The sequence below is a fragment of the Rhizobium sp. NZLR1 genome, from assembly GCF_017357385.1.
GTDB lineage: Bacteria > Pseudomonadota > Alphaproteobacteria > Rhizobiales > Rhizobiaceae > Rhizobium.
This window is the reverse complement of the sequence record NZ_CP071632.1, coordinates 3447726-3462967: the sequence shown is the minus strand read 5'-3', so window position 1 is coordinate 3462967 and position 15242 is coordinate 3447726. Positions and strand designations below refer to the sequence as shown.

The following is a 15242-nucleotide window of genomic DNA, read 5'->3' as shown; positions in this document are numbered from 1 at the left end:
TCGATTGATTGGCTATTGATCAGACGGTGGCGCCTGAGACAAAATCCGTGCCCGTAATATTGAGCGTCAAAATACCGGCATCCGTGTGACCTTGGCCGTCGGAGATCTTATAATACTGGATGGTTTCTGTGACGTGATCGCCCGGTGCGATATCTGCTGCCAGATCATAGGTGAATGAGCCGTCGGCCTTGACATGGAACGTACCATAGGTGCCGGCGACGTCGGTGGTTGCGCTCGGGTTGCCGTTGACGTTCGTGCCGGCGAACTGACGGAGGAAGAGATGTCCATTGTCGCCGGGAATGTCGTTGTCGAGCGCATTGCCGCCGATCGGGCTGCCTTCGTTGAAGCTGTAATGGTCGTCGACAGCGATCGGCTTGACCTGAGTGACGCCCTGAATATTCAGGGTGAATAGGCCGACATCGGTATGACCGCTGCCGTCGGAGATCTTGTACGAGACCTTTTCCTGGAGCAATTCACCATTGGTGAAGTTGACCTTCGCAGCAGCGCTCAGAACATAGGTGTAGCTGCCGTCCGGTTTGACGAAGAAGGTGCCGTAGTCGCCCTGGATTTCAGTAACCTGGCTGTTGCCCTGCTTGGCGCCAACGCTCTGCTGGTCGAATGCGCGAAGGAATAGGTGGCCGTTGTCAGATGAATCGTTGCTCAGCAAGTTTCCCGAGATGACGTCGGTTTCCAGAAATGTTGCAGTATCGTCGGTTGCGTGAATAGCCATTGTTGTCTCTCCTTGAATTGATCTTCGCTGGCCAATTTTAACCTTAGCGACGGGTAGGATTAAGGATATGTTAATACACAGAGTCAAGGCTGAGATTAACATGATATGAACATTAGAGCGCCTTATATGCAATAATGGCACACCTACAATCGGGGTAATAGGATGAAACACTGGCAGCTTAGTGCATTAATAATAAGTGAATACGCAGTGTAACGGACGGCTGCATATATTTCTTCAGAATGTAAGGAATTTTATTCTGAGGCAATCAATGGGAATACAGATATTCACTTCCATGTCGATGAAATTGTCAAATAATCACATTGGGCTACCAATCTCTTTTGATGATTTTGCCGTGTAGTCTCGATACCCATCTCACATCATATTAAGTTCATCACTGTCATTTCCATTGTAGGATACGCTGAGGGAGAACCTTCGCAGTTGTGGCGGCATGATCACAGCAATCCGCCGGTTACGCAAAATGGACTGCTATCGAACTGACATTCTAGTAAAAATACATATCTTTTGTGCGTTACAACTTTGGCGCCATGAAAAATTACCTTGAAGACGAAGAAAGTACCCCCTGCGATCAAGAATATCGACAGATAGAAAGAATTTTAGTGTTTCATTTTAGCTGACGGAGAGAGAGGCGGGCTTAGAAGATTTCCATTACCTCCGGGAGATCAGAGCATGACCGTCTACTACGTGAATTCAGCGACAGGATCCGACCACAATAGCGGAACCACGGAGAATTCGGCTTTCGCGACATTGTCCGCCGTCGAGTCACTGAGGCTGAACCCCGGCGACAGCGTGCTGCTTGCTGCCGGAAGCGTGTTCAATGAACAATTCGATTTGAAATACTCCGGAAGCGTCACGGCTCCGATCACGATTGGCAGCTACGGTCTTGGCGACGCACCGGTCATTCACAGCAGCAATGATGGCATCCATGGTTCCAAGGCCTCGAATATCGTTATCGAGAATATCAAGATCGCCGATACTGGGGCGAACGCGATATATGCAGGGAACGTGTCCAACTGGGTCGTGCGGAACGTCGAGGTGACGAATACGGGCCTTGCCGGAAAGCCCGGATCCGTCAGTTTCCAAAGCAGCCAGAACATCACCATCGAGAACAGCACGCTGACCGGTGTCCATTCCGATGGGATTTGGATGGAGAAGGTCAACGGCGTCACCTTGATCAACAACACCGTCACCAACGCCCAGGGAAGCGCGGCAGACGCCATTCAGCTCAACGACAGCAGCAACATTCTCGTCAAGGACAATCATCTGGAGCAGACGCAAACCAACAGCGCCAAAGGTGTCCTGGTGCTGATCCGAGCTCAGGATGCCCTGGTCGAGGGCAACACGCTCATCGGCGGCGGCTTCGGCTTGAGTGCTCAGGCGGGCACCAATATAGCCATCCACGATAACAACATCTCGGGATATGGCGGCTACAGTTGGTCCTATGGCATCGGCCTTGGCGATCAGGGCGATGCGAAAAACTATGACATCAGCGGAAATTATATCCATGGCGGGGTTTATGGGGTTCTGGTCAGCGCCGCCGGCAACCCCGTCTATATTCGCGAGAATATCGATGTTCATGACAACGTTTTTGACGATCTGTCCTCCGCGGCACTTAAGGTCGACCGGCCTGCGTCGGGCTCCTTCCATGATAATATTATAGATAGCGACGTATTGACGCTGACGATGCCGGCCGCAATCGCCGCGCAAAACACGTTCTTTGTTGGTGAGAACAAGACGTTCGAGCAAGCACAGGCCGAGGTCGACAGCGCCGCCGGCAGCACGGATGGTGGTACGTCGTCGAACCACGAGCAGGCGCCTGCTGAACCGGTGGTCGATCACCCTGCGGAAGTGGCCGCGCCGCCGCAACATAGCACCCCGGCGCCTGCGACGGAAACGACGGTCGCGACCGTACCTGCAGTCGCCGCGCCGAAAATTGTCGCAGTCCATGACAACTTGAAGATTTCGACCGATACTGGCAGCGCTTATCACGGCAATCTTCTTGATAACGACAATGCTCTTAACGGAATCGTGCTGCTCCGCCGCTTCGGTGACAGCGCAGTAGATAAGCATGGCCTGACGCTGACCGGGAAATATGGGGTCATCCATCTCGAGAGCGATGGCGACTATACCTATACAGTAGACGTGACGAAACTCGCCGGCCTCAGCGGCAACGTCAGCGAAACCTTCCAGTACAAAATTTCTGACGGCGCTTCGCACATCGACACGGACTCGCTCGGTGTGTCCATCAATGTCGATGCATTCCATTCCAGCCAAGCCGCGCACCTGCTGATCTGAGGCAGGCCAACGCTGAGAGAGCGTCGGACGGTTGTCATCGTCCGACTGACGTTTTCCGGCTTCAACGTTCGATCATGAATTGCTGCCGGCTATCGGAATGGACTAAAGGAACGCTGGAAAAATATTTCAGCCGTTCATAAGCAGAGCGAACTATAGTTTAAATTTATAGTTAATACAACAGTAAGCATCGTGTTTATGGCGCGCGACACGGTCATCGCTTTGAGCCGTAATTGGGCGGTTTGCGATTTTCACTTGCTTAGGCCGGTATATTTAGCGTAGCTTTAACGTAGAACCCCTGAAATCACGCGCTATCAATTGGTTTTTTTGTTGGTCACTTTTCGGTGGGATTCATATAATAGGCTGTGGACTTGCAAGCGGAATTTGGCACCGGTGCCGAGGGTCCAAAGGCAGTCATGTCATTGATCGGGTTTTGATGGACCCGTAGCTGCAGTGCACGCTCGCCTTTTGGGGTTGTGTGCCATGCGGTATGAGAGGAATATTTCGTGTTTCAGAGTTCGGCAACCGATGTCAGCGAGCCATCCCAAGCTTTACGGAAGTGCAAAGGGGGGCTTATCTTCATTGGCATAGCTAGCGCGCTTATCAATATCCTTTATCTTACAAGTTCATTTTTTATGCTTGAGGTGTATGACAGAGTCATCCCAAGCAAAAGCATACCGACGCTGACTGCCTTGGCAATACTTGCGTTAACTCTTTACGCCTTCCAGGGAGCGTTCGAAGTTCTCAGAAGCAGAATGCTCGTGCGTGTTGCCGGTGCGCTCGACGAGATGATGAATGGACGTGTGTTCCGGGCGCTCATCAAGGCGCCGTTGAAGGTCAAAATCGGCGGGGACGGGCTTCAGCCGTTGCGCGACTTCGACCAGATCAGAACCTTCCTGTCCGGCATGGGCCCGACGGCGATGTTCGATCTGCCCTGGCTTCCCTTCTATATCGTCATCTGCTTCCTGTTTCATCCAGCGATCGGATATATCGCGATTGGTGGATCTCTGGTTCTGGCCATCTTGACGTTCTTGACCAACCAGGGAACGCGTACGGTTTCAAAACGGCAGTCCGACGCCGCCAATATGCGAAATGCGTTTGCGCAGACCTCGATCCGCAATTCCGAGGTCATTCACGCAATGGGCATGGCGGGCACCATGGCTGAAATCTGGGAACGCAAGAACGGGGAATACCGGGGCATCAACCGGCAAGCATCGGATGTCGGCAACGGATATGCGACCCTTTCGAAGATTTTCCGTATCGCCTTGCAATCGGGAACGCTTGCGACCGGCGCGATCCTGGTCATTCAAGGACAGGCCTCTTCAGGCATCATCATCGCGGGCTCCATTCTGACATCTCGCGCGCTGGCTCCTGTGGAAGCAGCGATCGGAAATTGGCGCGGGTTCGTTTCCGCCCAGCAAAGCTGGGGGCGGCTTGCGAACCTGCTGAAAACCATTCCGGAAATTCCAGCCCCCCTCGCGCTTGCGGCGCCTTCCAAGCAGGTTACGGTGGAGGGACTGGCAAGCGGGCCGCCGGCTGGCCAACGCTTGGTGATTTCCGATGTCAGCTTCGGGCTGAGAGCAGGAAGCGCACTTGGGGTTATCGGTTTCAGCGCCTCGGGCAAGTCATCTTTGGCGCGGGCGATGATGGGCATCTGGCCGACCGCCAGGGGATCCATCCGCCTCGATGGCGCAGCACTCGACCAGTGGGATGGTGACGCGCTTGGCCGGCACATTGGTTATCTGCCGCAGGACGTCGAACTGTTCTCGGGGACCGTCGCGCAGAATATCTGCCGTTTCGCGAAGGATATGTCGCCTGAGACCGTGGTTGCCGCGGCGAGGGCGGCGCGTGTTCACGATCTCATTCTTCGTCTGCCGAATGGTTACGAAACCGAAATCGGTGAAGGGGGGCAGCGCTTTCGGCCGGCCAGAGACAGCGTATCGCACTGGCAAGAGCGCTTTACGCGGACCCCTTCCTCGTCGTGCTCGACGAACCGAACTCCAATCTCGATGAAGAAGGCGAACGGGCACTGAGTGCCGCGATCATGAGCGTGCGCGCACGCGGCGGCATCGTCGTTGTCATCGCACATCGATCCGGCGTTCTGGCCGTGTGCGACTTCGTGTTGATGATGCAGGACGGCCGGATGATCGCATTCGGTCCCAAGGAGGAAGTTCTGGCACGGGTCAGCCGACCGGAAGCAGCGCGCACACCGATTGAAGCAGCGCGTACACCGATTGCCGAGCGTGTGGCTCAGCTCAAAGTCGTGGTCGACGGCATGAATGCGGCCGAATAGGCCGGAGGGAAAATTTTGAACAAGATTATCAGCGAATCCAAACGTTCCCTCAATCGTCATGTCGCCATTGTCGGCGTGTTGTCGCTAGCTCTCGTTTGCGGCATTGGCGGTTGGGCAGCAACGACGGAACTTTCGAGCGCCGTCATCGGCGAAGGCGTGGTCGTCGTCAATGGTGATGTCAAGAAGGTCCAGCACCTGATCGGTGGTATCGTCTCGAAACTGCTGGTTTCCGAAAATGACCATGTGACGGCTGGACAGGTGTTGATACAGCTCGATGGCACGACGACAAAAGCACAGCTTTCGATCGTCGAGAGCACGCTCGCTCAGCTTTATGCGCGCCGTGCCCGACTGAAGGCCGAACGGATCGACGCCGAGTCATTCGATGTCGAGGAAAACATCAGTGATCTGACATCCAGCACCGCCGCGCGGGATCTGCTCGACGGCGAGACGAAGTTGTTCGATAGCCGCAGATCGGCGCTGATCGGCATGAAGAGCCAGTTGGCGTCGCGCAAGGATCAGCTGGCCGAGCAGATCAAGGGCTTGGTCGTTCAGATCGACGCCACCAATGATTCCCTAGGCCTGATCGAACAGGAGCTCGAGGGCGTCGATACGCTCTACAAGAAGGGGCTGGTTACGCTCCAGCGTTTGAATGCGCTCAAGCGCGCCCGCGCCGAACTCAAGGGTAACAGCGGCCAGGAAATCGCCGCAAAGGCGGAGGCCGAAGGCAAGGCAATCGAGATCGATCGCCAGTCAATCCAGCTGGACGAGGATCGTCGTTCGGAGATCGCGAAAGAACTGACCGACGTTGAGGCGAAGATCGCCGAGAATGAAGAGCGCCGCGGAACCGCTGTCGATCAACTCCGCCGTCTCGACATTACCGCGCCGCTCAGTGGGCGCGTTCACGAACTCTCTGTTCACACGGTCAATGGCGTCGTCAATCCTGGTGAGACGCTGATGCTCGTCGTTCCCGAAAATGACGATCTGACGGTTCAGGCGAAAGTCGCCACTCGCGATATCGACCAGGTTCACGTCGGCCAGTCCGTCGATGTGCGTTTCAGCGCCTTTGATCAGCGCACGACGCCTGATGTGCGCGGCGAGATCACCTCGATTGCACCTGATATCGTCAAGGATGAGCGGACGGGCATCAGCTATTATCCCCTTCGCGTCAAGCCGGAGGCTGCAAGCATCGCGAAGCTGAAGTCGATAAAGCTCTATCCCGGCATGCCGGCCGAAGTCTTTATCAAGATCGCCGACAGGAACGTCATCTCCTATCTGACGAAGCCGCTGACCGATCAGATGCAGCACGTATTTCGTGAGGAGTGATGGCGCTTGGACCGCGTCGTTGCGAGGGTCCTGACATATGGCATTTCCGATCAGCGAGGCCGCATGAGGCCATAGCCGCGTCAAACCCGGCATGAGTGGTCGACTTCAGAAACTTGTAATCCTGCTGCCGCTTGGTTCAAGGAAGGACGCGTGACCTCTGGGCTCCGCCGAGATATGGTTTCTCCATGATACGTTTGCGGCTTTGGAGCACGGTGCCAACTGAGAGACGATCGGTCTATGGATGGCTTCTGCTTTCGGCGTGTCTGGTTATGCTCTCAGCGCCCGAAAGCGGTTATGCCGAAAATTCCCCGCCGATGAAAATAGTAGCCTTCGGAACATCTTTGACGGCCCGCGGGGGGTGGCAATCGTCTCTCGAGACGGCGCTTGCAGCCTGCCTGCAAAGGCCGGTGACGGTCGAGAGCGTCGCAAAGAGTGGCGAGACGTCGCTATGGGCTCTCACCCAGATCGATCGCGTTATTGCCGAGCAGCCGGATATCGTGCTGATCGAGCTTTACGCCAACGATGCGGCATTGCAGCGGTTTGTGTCGCTTGCGCAAAGCCGAAAGGATATCGGCGATATCCTCGACCAGATTCGGCTGCGCCTGCCGCACGCGCGGATCATCGTCATGGCGATGAATCCGTTTTCGGGACTGCGTGGCCTTATCCGCCCCTTTGTCGGCAGCTACATCTCGGCCCATGAGGCGGAGGCCCAGAAACGAGGTCTGGAGTTTGTCGACCACCGGCCCAACTGGCAGCGTCTGACATCGGGGGATCTGGCCGCAGCGATTCCTGATGGTGCCCATCCGCTGCCCGACATTGCTTCCAAAATCATCGTGCCGGAACTTGTCAAACATATCGCCGGCGGCAACTGCAAAGACTGAAGATTCCTGCCTTGCCGATAAAGCGTGTCGCGATCTTTCAGATTCGCTTGTCACGCTTTAGGTCTTTGTTTTTACGCATGTCTTTATCGCAAAACCGCGGCACACTTTTGCGAGACATGCTCTAGGGTCCGCGGGGGGGCTTGGGGTCAGACTGTCGCCAGATAGCCTTTAAGGTAGGTGACCAGCGAAGCCCGTCCAACCTCTGACGGGTCCTCGTGAGACGGGCTGTCCAGATCGTCGAGAAGATAGTTTTTGAGATCCTCGTCGGTATGCGCGACATAGATGCCCGGTCGGCCGGCGAGCTGGCCTACCGTGGCAAGCTGATGATCGTTTCGATGCTCGCCAAGCGACGCCTGCCGGGGAACGAGAATGATCGGTTTTCCAAAACGTTTTGCGGTCAGCACCGTGCCAATTCCCGCATGCGAGACGATAACGCTTGCATCGAAAAAGACCCTATCGAAGTCCGCGGGCTCGATATTCTTGATCCATTTCATATTCTGTGGCGTGTAGGTGCCCTTGCCGATTTGCGCCAGAACCGGCTTGGAAAGTTCTTTCGCGAAGGTGTCGACTGCCTTGACGAGGCGATCAAACGGCAGCTGCGTTCCGACGGTGACAAGGATCAAAGGACAGCTCCTGCGTAGTGGGGGCCATCCGGCCGCGACAAATGTTGCCATTGCGTGAGCCAGAGCGACGCGATACGGCCAGCCAATTTTCCCGATAGGGAGAGCTTCTCGACATTGGCGACACTATCGATCCAGATCGTCCGCTTGCCCGTCAGTTTGCCGGCAAGCAGGCAAAAAAGGCCGGGCGCCGCACCTGTGGAGATGACGACGTCGGGCTTGTGTTTGATAACGATGGCGAAGGCGCTGAAAAAGCACCGGATCGACATGGTAATCGAGTCGCGGCTGCAATCGGGAAGGACCAGGCCGTCGCGAATGTCGTATTTGGCAAGCAGCCCTGGGATGGTCGTTGCAAAGACGATATCGCAGCCCTCGAAAGCGCTCCGCATGGCCATCATCTGCTCCCAGTGGCCGCCTCCCGAGGAGGCAGCGAGAACCTTCAATTTTTTCTCAGTCATAGACAGGCATCCCCTATATTTGACCGACGACAAGAGCGAAAAACCGTTCGGTTCGAACAGCAGTTGTGTCAGAGTAATTCAGTGAAAGTCTACCATTCTTGGCCCGGTTGGTTGAATCCATGAAGTTCATCGACGCCGTTACGCATGATGCTTTTGGCTGAAACATAGTAAGGGCCAGAAATTCTCCAAGGGCGTTTGCGCAAACAATATCAGAGGGCGGCATTGGGCTTGTATTCCTGATAGGCATGTCCGAGAATCCCGTTAACCATGCCGGCGCCGCGCAGGATATGCGTGAGAGCCCGCATACCCCAGTAGGGTGAAATCAAGATCGCCGGCAGCATGACCAGTCCAAGCACGACTCTCGTGGCGCCATAGGCGGCGCGATAAATCCGGCGCTTGAGGTTGCCATGCAGAACCTCGCTGACTGCGAAGGTATTGCCCAGCCGGTACTGTCTTTGCAACACCCATTTCCAGGTCATTCGGTTTGCCGGAATGATGTCATAGACAAGGGCCTTGTCAGCCCAGAAAACCTGCATGCCGCGGCGGATGGCCTGATTGAAGAAAAGATAGTCCGTGCCGCCGGTGAAGCGCATTTTCTCCTCAAAACGAAGATTCCACGAGCGGATCAGGGGATAGTCGAACATGACGTTATTCGAAGCCGCATAACCGATACGCTGGCCGTCCACGTTCTTCTTGCGCTCGAATACCCTGGCCTTGATGAAATATTCCGGTGGGTTTTCCGGATAGACCGGCTGGACGGGGCCGTAGACGCAATCGGCGCGGCTTTTCTGGCGAGTCTCCAGCATAGCGTCCAGCCAGCCGTCGACCGGCCATTCGTCATCGTCGAGAAAGCAGAAGAGGTCTGTGCCCGGAGGTGCCGAATCCAGCGCGCGGTTGCGGGCAAAGGGGATGCCCTGGTTTTGCTCGACGACGTAGATCAGGTCGTAGGCGCCTGTCTGGCCGAAGCTCTCCACCGTTGCCTTGGCGCTGCCGGCCGCATCATTATCCACGATCACCATGGTGAGATGATAGGGGCGGACGGGGTGCCTGATCTGGCGCGTCATGACGTCAAGCAGCTTGGCGATCCCGTCCAGACGCCGATAGGTCAGCACGCCGACGGCGATCTTCAACGGCGCTGCGCCGACGTCGGTACCGGCTGCTGAATGCGGGAAAGTTTCTTGCTGGTTCACGACTGTCCCCTCCGCAGCATCTTTCCCAAACGCTTGCGCGCCGCCATCAAGGCCAATTCGGTCGCGGCATCATCGCCGAACGGACCGCCCGCCACCATGTTGCGCGCTTCGCTCCGGAGCTTCAGCAGCGATGTCGTTTCGGCAATGCCGCCGGCCACCAGGCTCTTGCCGAGCGCCTGCAGCCCGTCGTAGCGGCGTGCCAGTTCCAGCCCTGTCGCGATCATGATCCGCGGGCGCAGCGTCTTTGCCCTGCTTGTGCCCGTATAGCGGTTTGAGGCATGAATGCGCTGAAACGTCAGCGGTGTTTCGACGATGGCGCCGCGGCCGAGATAGGCTGCGGCAAACTTAATATAATTGTCGCTCAGAACGACGTCGGTCGCGACGGACATCGGCAATATCTGGGACAGCAGGCTGCGGCGGAAGCTCAAGCCCGATGTCGGAACCGGAAGCGAAGGGAAGCCGCCATTGCGAAGCGCGTGCCGCTTGTCGAACAGCGTCACTTGAAGCTCTGCAGGAGGCTGGTCATTTTCCTCGGTCGTCACCCGGTCGAAACACCAGTCGATCTCGTTGCGATCGTAGATCTCGGCAATCCGTGCGAGTTTACCGGGCAAGAACGCATCATCGGCATCCAGGAGAAAGAGGATATCGCCGCTTGCCGCCGCAAAGCCTGCATTGAAGCTCGACGCCTGACCACCGTTTTCCTTCAATATAGTCAGAATCCGTTCCCCGTAGGAGGCAAGAATCTCACGGGAATCGTCGGTCGATCCGTCGTCGACCACCACCACTTCGAAGTCAGGGTAGGTCTGCGACAGAACGCTATCGATGCATGGGCGCAGGAAGCGACCATAATTGAAATTATTGATGAGCACCGAGAGTTTCAAATCATCGCCTCCTGGACAATCGATCACCGCGCCAGCGTCTGAGGCGCATATCGGCGAATTCCAGCACGATACCCCCGCATGTAGTAATATTTCCAGATAGCCCAGAAACGCTTCTTTGATTGCGGCAAGAGATAAAGCGTGGCTGCCCGCAATGCCCATTGCGCGCTTTCGATCCAGGTCGGAAGCGGAACTCCACTTAGCCTTACCCCTCCAGGCACTTCGTCGGGAAAGAGCGCCGGCATGCCATAACCAAGCCGCTCGCCGCGTTTTTGCACCCAGTCCTCGGTGACACTTGCTGCCGGAATCCAGTGATGAACCACGGCTTCGGCGCATCGATAGGATTTGGCGCCATTTGCCGCCAAACGAATGATGATCTCCGCATCTTCGCCCATGGCAAATATCTTACCTGGAAGAGGACCGATATCTTCCCGGTAGCGCACGCTCGGTCCAAGCAGCTCACGTCGAATGATCGTATTGGGGCCCCAGACCTTTGTCGGGTCGCACGGTCCGCTTTGCGTTTCATTCACGATCGCAAAGGTGGATCCCATGGGAATCCACTCGATAAAGCGGGCCGTCGGCTCCTTTTCCCAATCAGGGACGATTCGGCCCCCGAAGACGCCATAGCCCGGATGGGCGGTGGCGCAGTCGACGATCGCCTTCAGCCAATTCGGTTCGGCGCGAATATCGTCATCCGTAAAGACGACAAGATCTCCCTTCACCCGATCCAAAGCCAAGTTCAGCGCGCCGGACTTTCCGGGCTTGTGCTGTTGCAGGATGATGATCGGGAGCTTGTCGCTATAGGATTTCAAAAGATCAAACGTGTCGTCATTGCTGTTATTGTCGACAGCAATCAGTTCCCATCGATCATGAGGAAGCTCCTGGCGCACCAAGGAATCCAAAGTGTGGCGCAGCCGGCGGCTGGCGCCATTGTAGGATGAAAAGATAACGCTGACGAATAGATCCGACATCAGTTACCAACCCTCTTGGTGAAGTCGAAAGAGAAAAGCCTCATATTTTGACTGCCTGTGCGATGTTCGGGTGAAAGGGTTTTAGGCTGGATTCGACCGCGTCTTGCCGAAGAATTCGCGCCTATGAGTTTCGCCGAGCACCCTCAGCTTACGAAGATTACGCAACCAGCGCCGCGGTTTGGTGAGCACGCCGCGGTTCAGGAAATACTGTCGCAGCAGGCTTGGTGCCTGACTGTGCGATCCGCCATGGGCAACCCGATAGACCGCCCCGCGAAAGGGAAGTTTCGCAAGCGGCGCTCCGCGTTGCGCCAGAATTTTCGCGATACGGACATGGCTACCAAGCATCGACTTGATCCAGTCAAGCGAAGCATCCTCAAATCGGTTCGGCAGATCGTAGAGATCGGCACGAACGATCAAGGATGTGCCGCAGAGATGGCTGAAGTCATCATGGCCGAACAGGAAATTGCCGCCATCGTCCCATATGTAACCATGGTCGATCGTCCACCCGTTGGCGTCCCGATTTTCGGATGCATGTTGCACGATTCGAGAACTGACGAAATCGTCATCGTCGACAATCATGAAGAAGCGGCTGTCGGCGGCGTTCAACATGCCGCTCAAAACACGCCGGCCTTTGTCAGCCCGGAAGGCATCGAGGAAGTCTTCCTTGCTGCCTTTTCCAAGCTCATGCAGGTCGTTTGGCGGAAAAGTCACGCGCAAGGCGGAAAATTTTTCCGGCAGATCAGGCAGATCGGCCCCTTCGTTCGCCACGATGATTCCGCGCCAGTCCCCATTGGTCTGGTTGGAAATGGAGGCCACGGTCTGGGTGAGATTTGCCTTCAGCCTGCTCCAATCGCGGGCATTGTCCTGATGCCGGACCGGTATAATGAAGGTGACGAGTGGCATCGAATTCTCCCTACGCCCGCAAGCTCATGGCTTCTTTTCGACCGGCATGGTCCATCGCCGCCTGGTGACGCGCCCATTCGATCCCGTCGTCGAGCGAGGTTGCCTTGTATGAAAGATCCGTTCCGCCGGAGAAAGCATTCATGAAGCGGCGAATTTTTCCGTAGCTGTTGTCCAGCACGGCGTGTGGGCGGCCGAGCAGCAACGAGCAAATATGGACGTGCAGACGATCGGTGACGATTGCGCGAGCACGCGAGATCTGACTGATGCCGCGCTCGAAACGGTTGTGCGCTGCGGCGTCCAGCCTCCGCAATGCAACTTCGCTTGGCTTCAATGCGAGATAGGCCGACGCCACCCCCAGCTTCTTGGCGATATCTACCTTCCGTTTCGACTCCGTGATCCAGTCTTCCACAGGAATTTCGGAAGGAATGTTGCGATCGGTGCCGCCGACCCGTTCTGCGTCCTCTCTCAACATGGCGAGAACGGGAATCTGGGTGGCCCTGTCCGGAAGTGGGCCGATGGCAAAGGCCATATCCGGGCATAGCCGTACGGTGCAGTCGAAGTGTTTTTCGGAAAATTCCTTCGATTCTTCGTCTCGCACGAGCAGCACGAAATTCTTGTGGCGACCGATTGCCCGTTTGGACTGCTCGATGCGCTCAGGCGAACTATAGTGGATCGACTGCGGGAACTGGATGATCTGCCGATCGGGGAAACGCTCCATGATCGCTTCGCGGAAATCCTGGTGGGCAACCCAGATATCGCCGAAATTGCCGCCGCCGTGAATGAAGATCGGGCCTGTGGGAACTCGCCGTTTCAGCTCTTCGGCTGAGAAATCGTACAGCCTGGAAACATAGTCCGGGCGCTTGCCGAAGCGATCCTTGAGATAGGCCATCTCACCCAGCCAGATCGCCGAGTCGCCGCAATTGCGGATGTCGGGGAAGTCGAGAATCGCGAGCGGTTCGTCGCGCGAGACATAGTCCTTCAGGCAATCATGGATCATGCCATTGAGTTTTGCGATCAGCTCAGATCTGGATAGGCTGGTCATTCTGCCTCACTTGTTAATGTTCGTTTTAGCTTTAAGCCGACTTGGGAACGGCAATACGTTTGGCTTTTGACAGGAACTTGGCAAAGATACGCTGAACTTCGGTTTCCGGGCCATTTGGCTTGTTCATTGCGAGCCACAGGACAAAGCTGGAACCGACATAGAGAATACCGCCCGTGATGACCAGAATGGCCAGGTGAAGGGCCAAGGCCAGCTTGTCGACGGGAGCGCTCATGAAATGCGACAATCCCCAGATGCCGGCGGCCATCAGGGCGACGCTGGCAAGCGCGCGGAAGTTTGCCGCGAGCTGCTGGAAGAACGGCAGATTGATTAAGCGCTTGACGAGAAGCATGTTGACAACGGTGGAAATCAGACCCGTCAGCACGCGCGCATAAACGACGCCCGGAAGCCCGGCCATCATGAGACCGGCGATGATGATGGGAATGCGAACCACCAGCATTTGCGTGTCGCGGATAAACAGCATCTTGGTATGGCCCTTCGCCATGCCCAGCGGCTGGACGAGCGAGCCAAGGGTCTGCAGGGCGAAGACCGATGCAAGTGCCTGCACGATGAAGATCGCAGGAGCCCACTTCTCTCCCAAGGCAAGCCGCATCATCGGGTCAGCCACAACAGCCATGCCGATTCCGGCCGGAAGCGCCACCGCAGCCAACAGGGCCTGTGCGCGCTGATAGGCTGCGACAAGCCGGACCGGGTCGTTCCGGACCTTCGAAAAGCCCGGATAAATCGTCTGGTTCAACGGCGCGGTAGCCTCGCGCGTCGGCAGCGTCGAAAGAGTGTTGCCGACCGTATAGTGACCAAGCTGTGTGGCGCCCAGCATCTTACCGATCAGCAGATACTCGATGCGCCAGTTCAGCGTGTTGACGATCTGTCCGGCCGTCAGCCAGACCGAGAAGGAAAACAATTCGCGGGCATGGCGGAAGGTTATGCGCGGCCAGAACGGCAAGACGGTGTAGGACACGATGATATTGGTCACCTGATAGGCAAGGGTGCCGATGACGAGAGCCCAATAGCTCTGGTAGATGGCGGCAATTGCCACCGTCACGACGAAACCGACCAGCTTTTGCGAGACGTTCAGCACGAACTCCTGCCAGAAGATCAGATCGCGCTGGAGCATGACGCGGCGTGGGTTGGCGAGGCCGCTCAGGAGCAGGCTGAAACTCAAGGCAAGCATCACGCTCGTCAAACGAGGTTCATTATAAAACTCGGCGATCGGATAAGACGCGGCGGCAAAGAGCAGCGCCAATATGGCGCTTCTTGTCACGCTCAGTGTCCAAACCGCGCTGAAATGGGTTTCGCTCGGAGACTCGTGGCGGATGAGCGCCTGATTGAGCGAAAGCTCAGTGACCGAACTCAAGATGACTTGAATCGTCGTTGCAATAGCGACGAGACCAAAGTCAGCCGGTACGAGATACCAGGCGAGGACAAAGGTGCTGAGTGCCGAAAGCCCGTTGACGATGGCGCGGGACAGGCTCAGCCACATGCTGCCCTGGATCAGTCGGTCGGTCACACTGCTCATGGGCGAACGGCTCCCGAGGTCGCGGACATTGACCATTTGAGCGGGCCGCATGCGCATCGAAGGTGCTTCTGCTCCTTGCCGGCGCAGAGGGTATTCATGAAGTTAGAAA

General features: G+C 56.4%; 12 protein-coding genes and 1 pseudogene. 4 read left to right on the top strand and 9 right to left on the bottom strand.

Annotation, left to right across the window (positions count from 1 at the left end):
- Positions 1-19 precede the first annotated feature (19 nt).
- The gene (locus J3O30_RS17195) at positions 20-730 is read right to left on the bottom strand and encodes an Ig-like domain-containing protein (protein ID WP_207581458.1); all 711 of its coding nucleotides are present in this window, start codon (positions 728-730) and stop codon (positions 20-22) included.
- Positions 731-1417: 687 nt separating this feature from the next.
- Here J3O30_RS17195 and J3O30_RS17190 point away from each other — a divergent pair.
- The 4 genes and pseudogenes from J3O30_RS17190 to J3O30_RS17175 all read left to right on the top strand — a co-directional run bounded on the left by J3O30_RS17190 (position 1418) and on the right by J3O30_RS17175 (position 7537).
- The gene (locus J3O30_RS17190; protein ID WP_207581457.1) at positions 1418-3043 is read left to right on the top strand and encodes a right-handed parallel beta-helix repeat-containing protein; all 1626 of its coding nucleotides are present in this window, start codon (positions 1418-1420) and stop codon (positions 3041-3043) included.
- A 503-nt stretch (positions 3044-3546) separates the two neighbouring features.
- Positions 3547-5333 (top strand): annotated as a pseudogene (locus tag J3O30_RS17185) (type I secretion system permease/ATPase).
- Between the two features lie 15 nt (positions 5334-5348).
- Positions 5349-6656 carry an HlyD family type I secretion periplasmic adaptor subunit gene (locus J3O30_RS17180; protein ID WP_207581456.1) on the top strand — a complete coding sequence of 436 codons (1308 nt, stop codon included), beginning with the start codon at positions 5349-5351 and terminating at the stop codon, positions 6654-6656.
- Positions 6657-6841: 185 nt separating this feature from the next.
- Positions 6842-7537 carry an SGNH/GDSL hydrolase family protein gene (locus J3O30_RS17175; protein ID WP_207581455.1) on the top strand — a complete coding sequence of 232 codons (696 nt, stop codon included), beginning with the start codon at positions 6842-6844 and terminating at the stop codon, positions 7535-7537.
- Between the two features lie 146 nt (positions 7538-7683).
- On the opposite strand, the gene J3O30_RS17170 is transcribed toward J3O30_RS17175, so the two are convergent.
- The 8 genes from J3O30_RS17170 to J3O30_RS17135 form a co-directional block, all read right to left on the bottom strand.
- Complete coding sequence (locus J3O30_RS17170; RefSeq protein ID WP_207581454.1) at positions 7684-8160, bottom strand: glycosyltransferase; 477 nt, start codon at positions 8158-8160, stop codon at positions 7684-7686.
- The gene (locus tag J3O30_RS17165; protein WP_207581453.1) at positions 8157-8615 is read right to left on the bottom strand and encodes a glucuronosyltransferase; all 459 of its coding nucleotides are present in this window, start codon (positions 8613-8615) and stop codon (positions 8157-8159) included. Before J3O30_RS17165 ends, J3O30_RS17170 begins: the two co-directional genes overlap by 4 nt.
- A gap of 209 nt (positions 8616-8824) precedes the next feature.
- Positions 8825-9805, bottom strand: coding sequence for a glycosyltransferase family 2 protein (locus J3O30_RS17160; RefSeq protein ID WP_207581452.1), 981 nt, complete (start codon positions 9803-9805; stop codon positions 8825-8827).
- Complete coding sequence (locus J3O30_RS17155) at positions 9802-10686, bottom strand: glycosyltransferase family 2 protein (RefSeq protein ID WP_207584357.1); 885 nt, start codon at positions 10684-10686, stop codon at positions 9802-9804. The genes J3O30_RS17160 and J3O30_RS17155 overlap by 4 nt, the downstream gene beginning before the upstream one ends.
- 23 nt (positions 10687-10709) lie before the next feature.
- Positions 10710-11654 carry a glycosyltransferase family A protein gene (locus J3O30_RS17150; RefSeq protein ID WP_207581451.1) on the bottom strand — a complete coding sequence of 315 codons (945 nt, stop codon included), beginning with the start codon at positions 11652-11654 and terminating at the stop codon, positions 10710-10712.
- An 81-nt stretch (positions 11655-11735) separates the two neighbouring features.
- On the bottom strand, positions 11736-12557 hold the full coding sequence (locus J3O30_RS17145; protein ID WP_207581450.1) for a galactosyl transferase: 822 nt from the start codon (positions 12555-12557) through the stop codon (positions 11736-11738).
- Between the two features lie 10 nt (positions 12558-12567).
- Positions 12568-13599 carry a polysaccharide pyruvyl transferase family protein gene (locus J3O30_RS17140; protein ID WP_207581449.1) on the bottom strand — a complete coding sequence of 344 codons (1032 nt, stop codon included), beginning with the start codon at positions 13597-13599 and terminating at the stop codon, positions 12568-12570.
- A gap of 31 nt (positions 13600-13630) precedes the next feature.
- Positions 13631-15133, bottom strand: coding sequence for a lipopolysaccharide biosynthesis protein (locus J3O30_RS17135; RefSeq protein WP_207581448.1), 1503 nt, complete (start codon positions 15131-15133; stop codon positions 13631-13633).
- Between the last annotated feature and the right edge of the window lie 109 nt (positions 15134-15242).

What these genes read in the sequence shown, in the direction of transcription:
- J3O30_RS17195 (WP_207581458.1), bottom strand. Translation starts at nt 730, where the DNA reads ATGGCTATTCACGCAACCGACGATACTGCAACATTTCTGGAAACCGAC.
- J3O30_RS17190 (WP_207581457.1), top strand. Translation starts at nt 1,418, where the DNA reads ATGACCGTCTACTACGTGAATTCAGCGACAGGATCCGACCACAATAGC.
- J3O30_RS17175 (WP_207581455.1), top strand. Translation starts at nt 6,842, where the DNA reads ATGATACGTTTGCGGCTTTGGAGCACGGTGCCAACTGAGAGACGATCG.
- J3O30_RS17165 (WP_207581453.1), bottom strand. Translation starts at nt 8,615, where the DNA reads ATGACTGAGAAAAAATTGAAGGTTCTCGCTGCCTCCTCGGGAGGCGGC.
- J3O30_RS17150 (WP_207581451.1), bottom strand. Translation starts at nt 11,654, where the DNA reads ATGTCGGATCTATTCGTCAGCGTTATCTTTTCATCCTACAATGGCGCC.
- J3O30_RS17145 (WP_207581450.1), bottom strand. Translation starts at nt 12,557, where the DNA reads ATGCCACTCGTCACCTTCATTATACCGGTCCGGCATCAGGACAATGCC.
- J3O30_RS17140 (WP_207581449.1), bottom strand. Translation starts at nt 13,599, where the DNA reads ATGACCAGCCTATCCAGATCTGAGCTGATCGCAAAACTCAATGGCATG.
- J3O30_RS17135 (WP_207581448.1), bottom strand. Translation starts at nt 15,133, where the DNA reads ATGAGCAGTGTGACCGACCGACTGATCCAGGGCAGCATGTGGCTGAGC.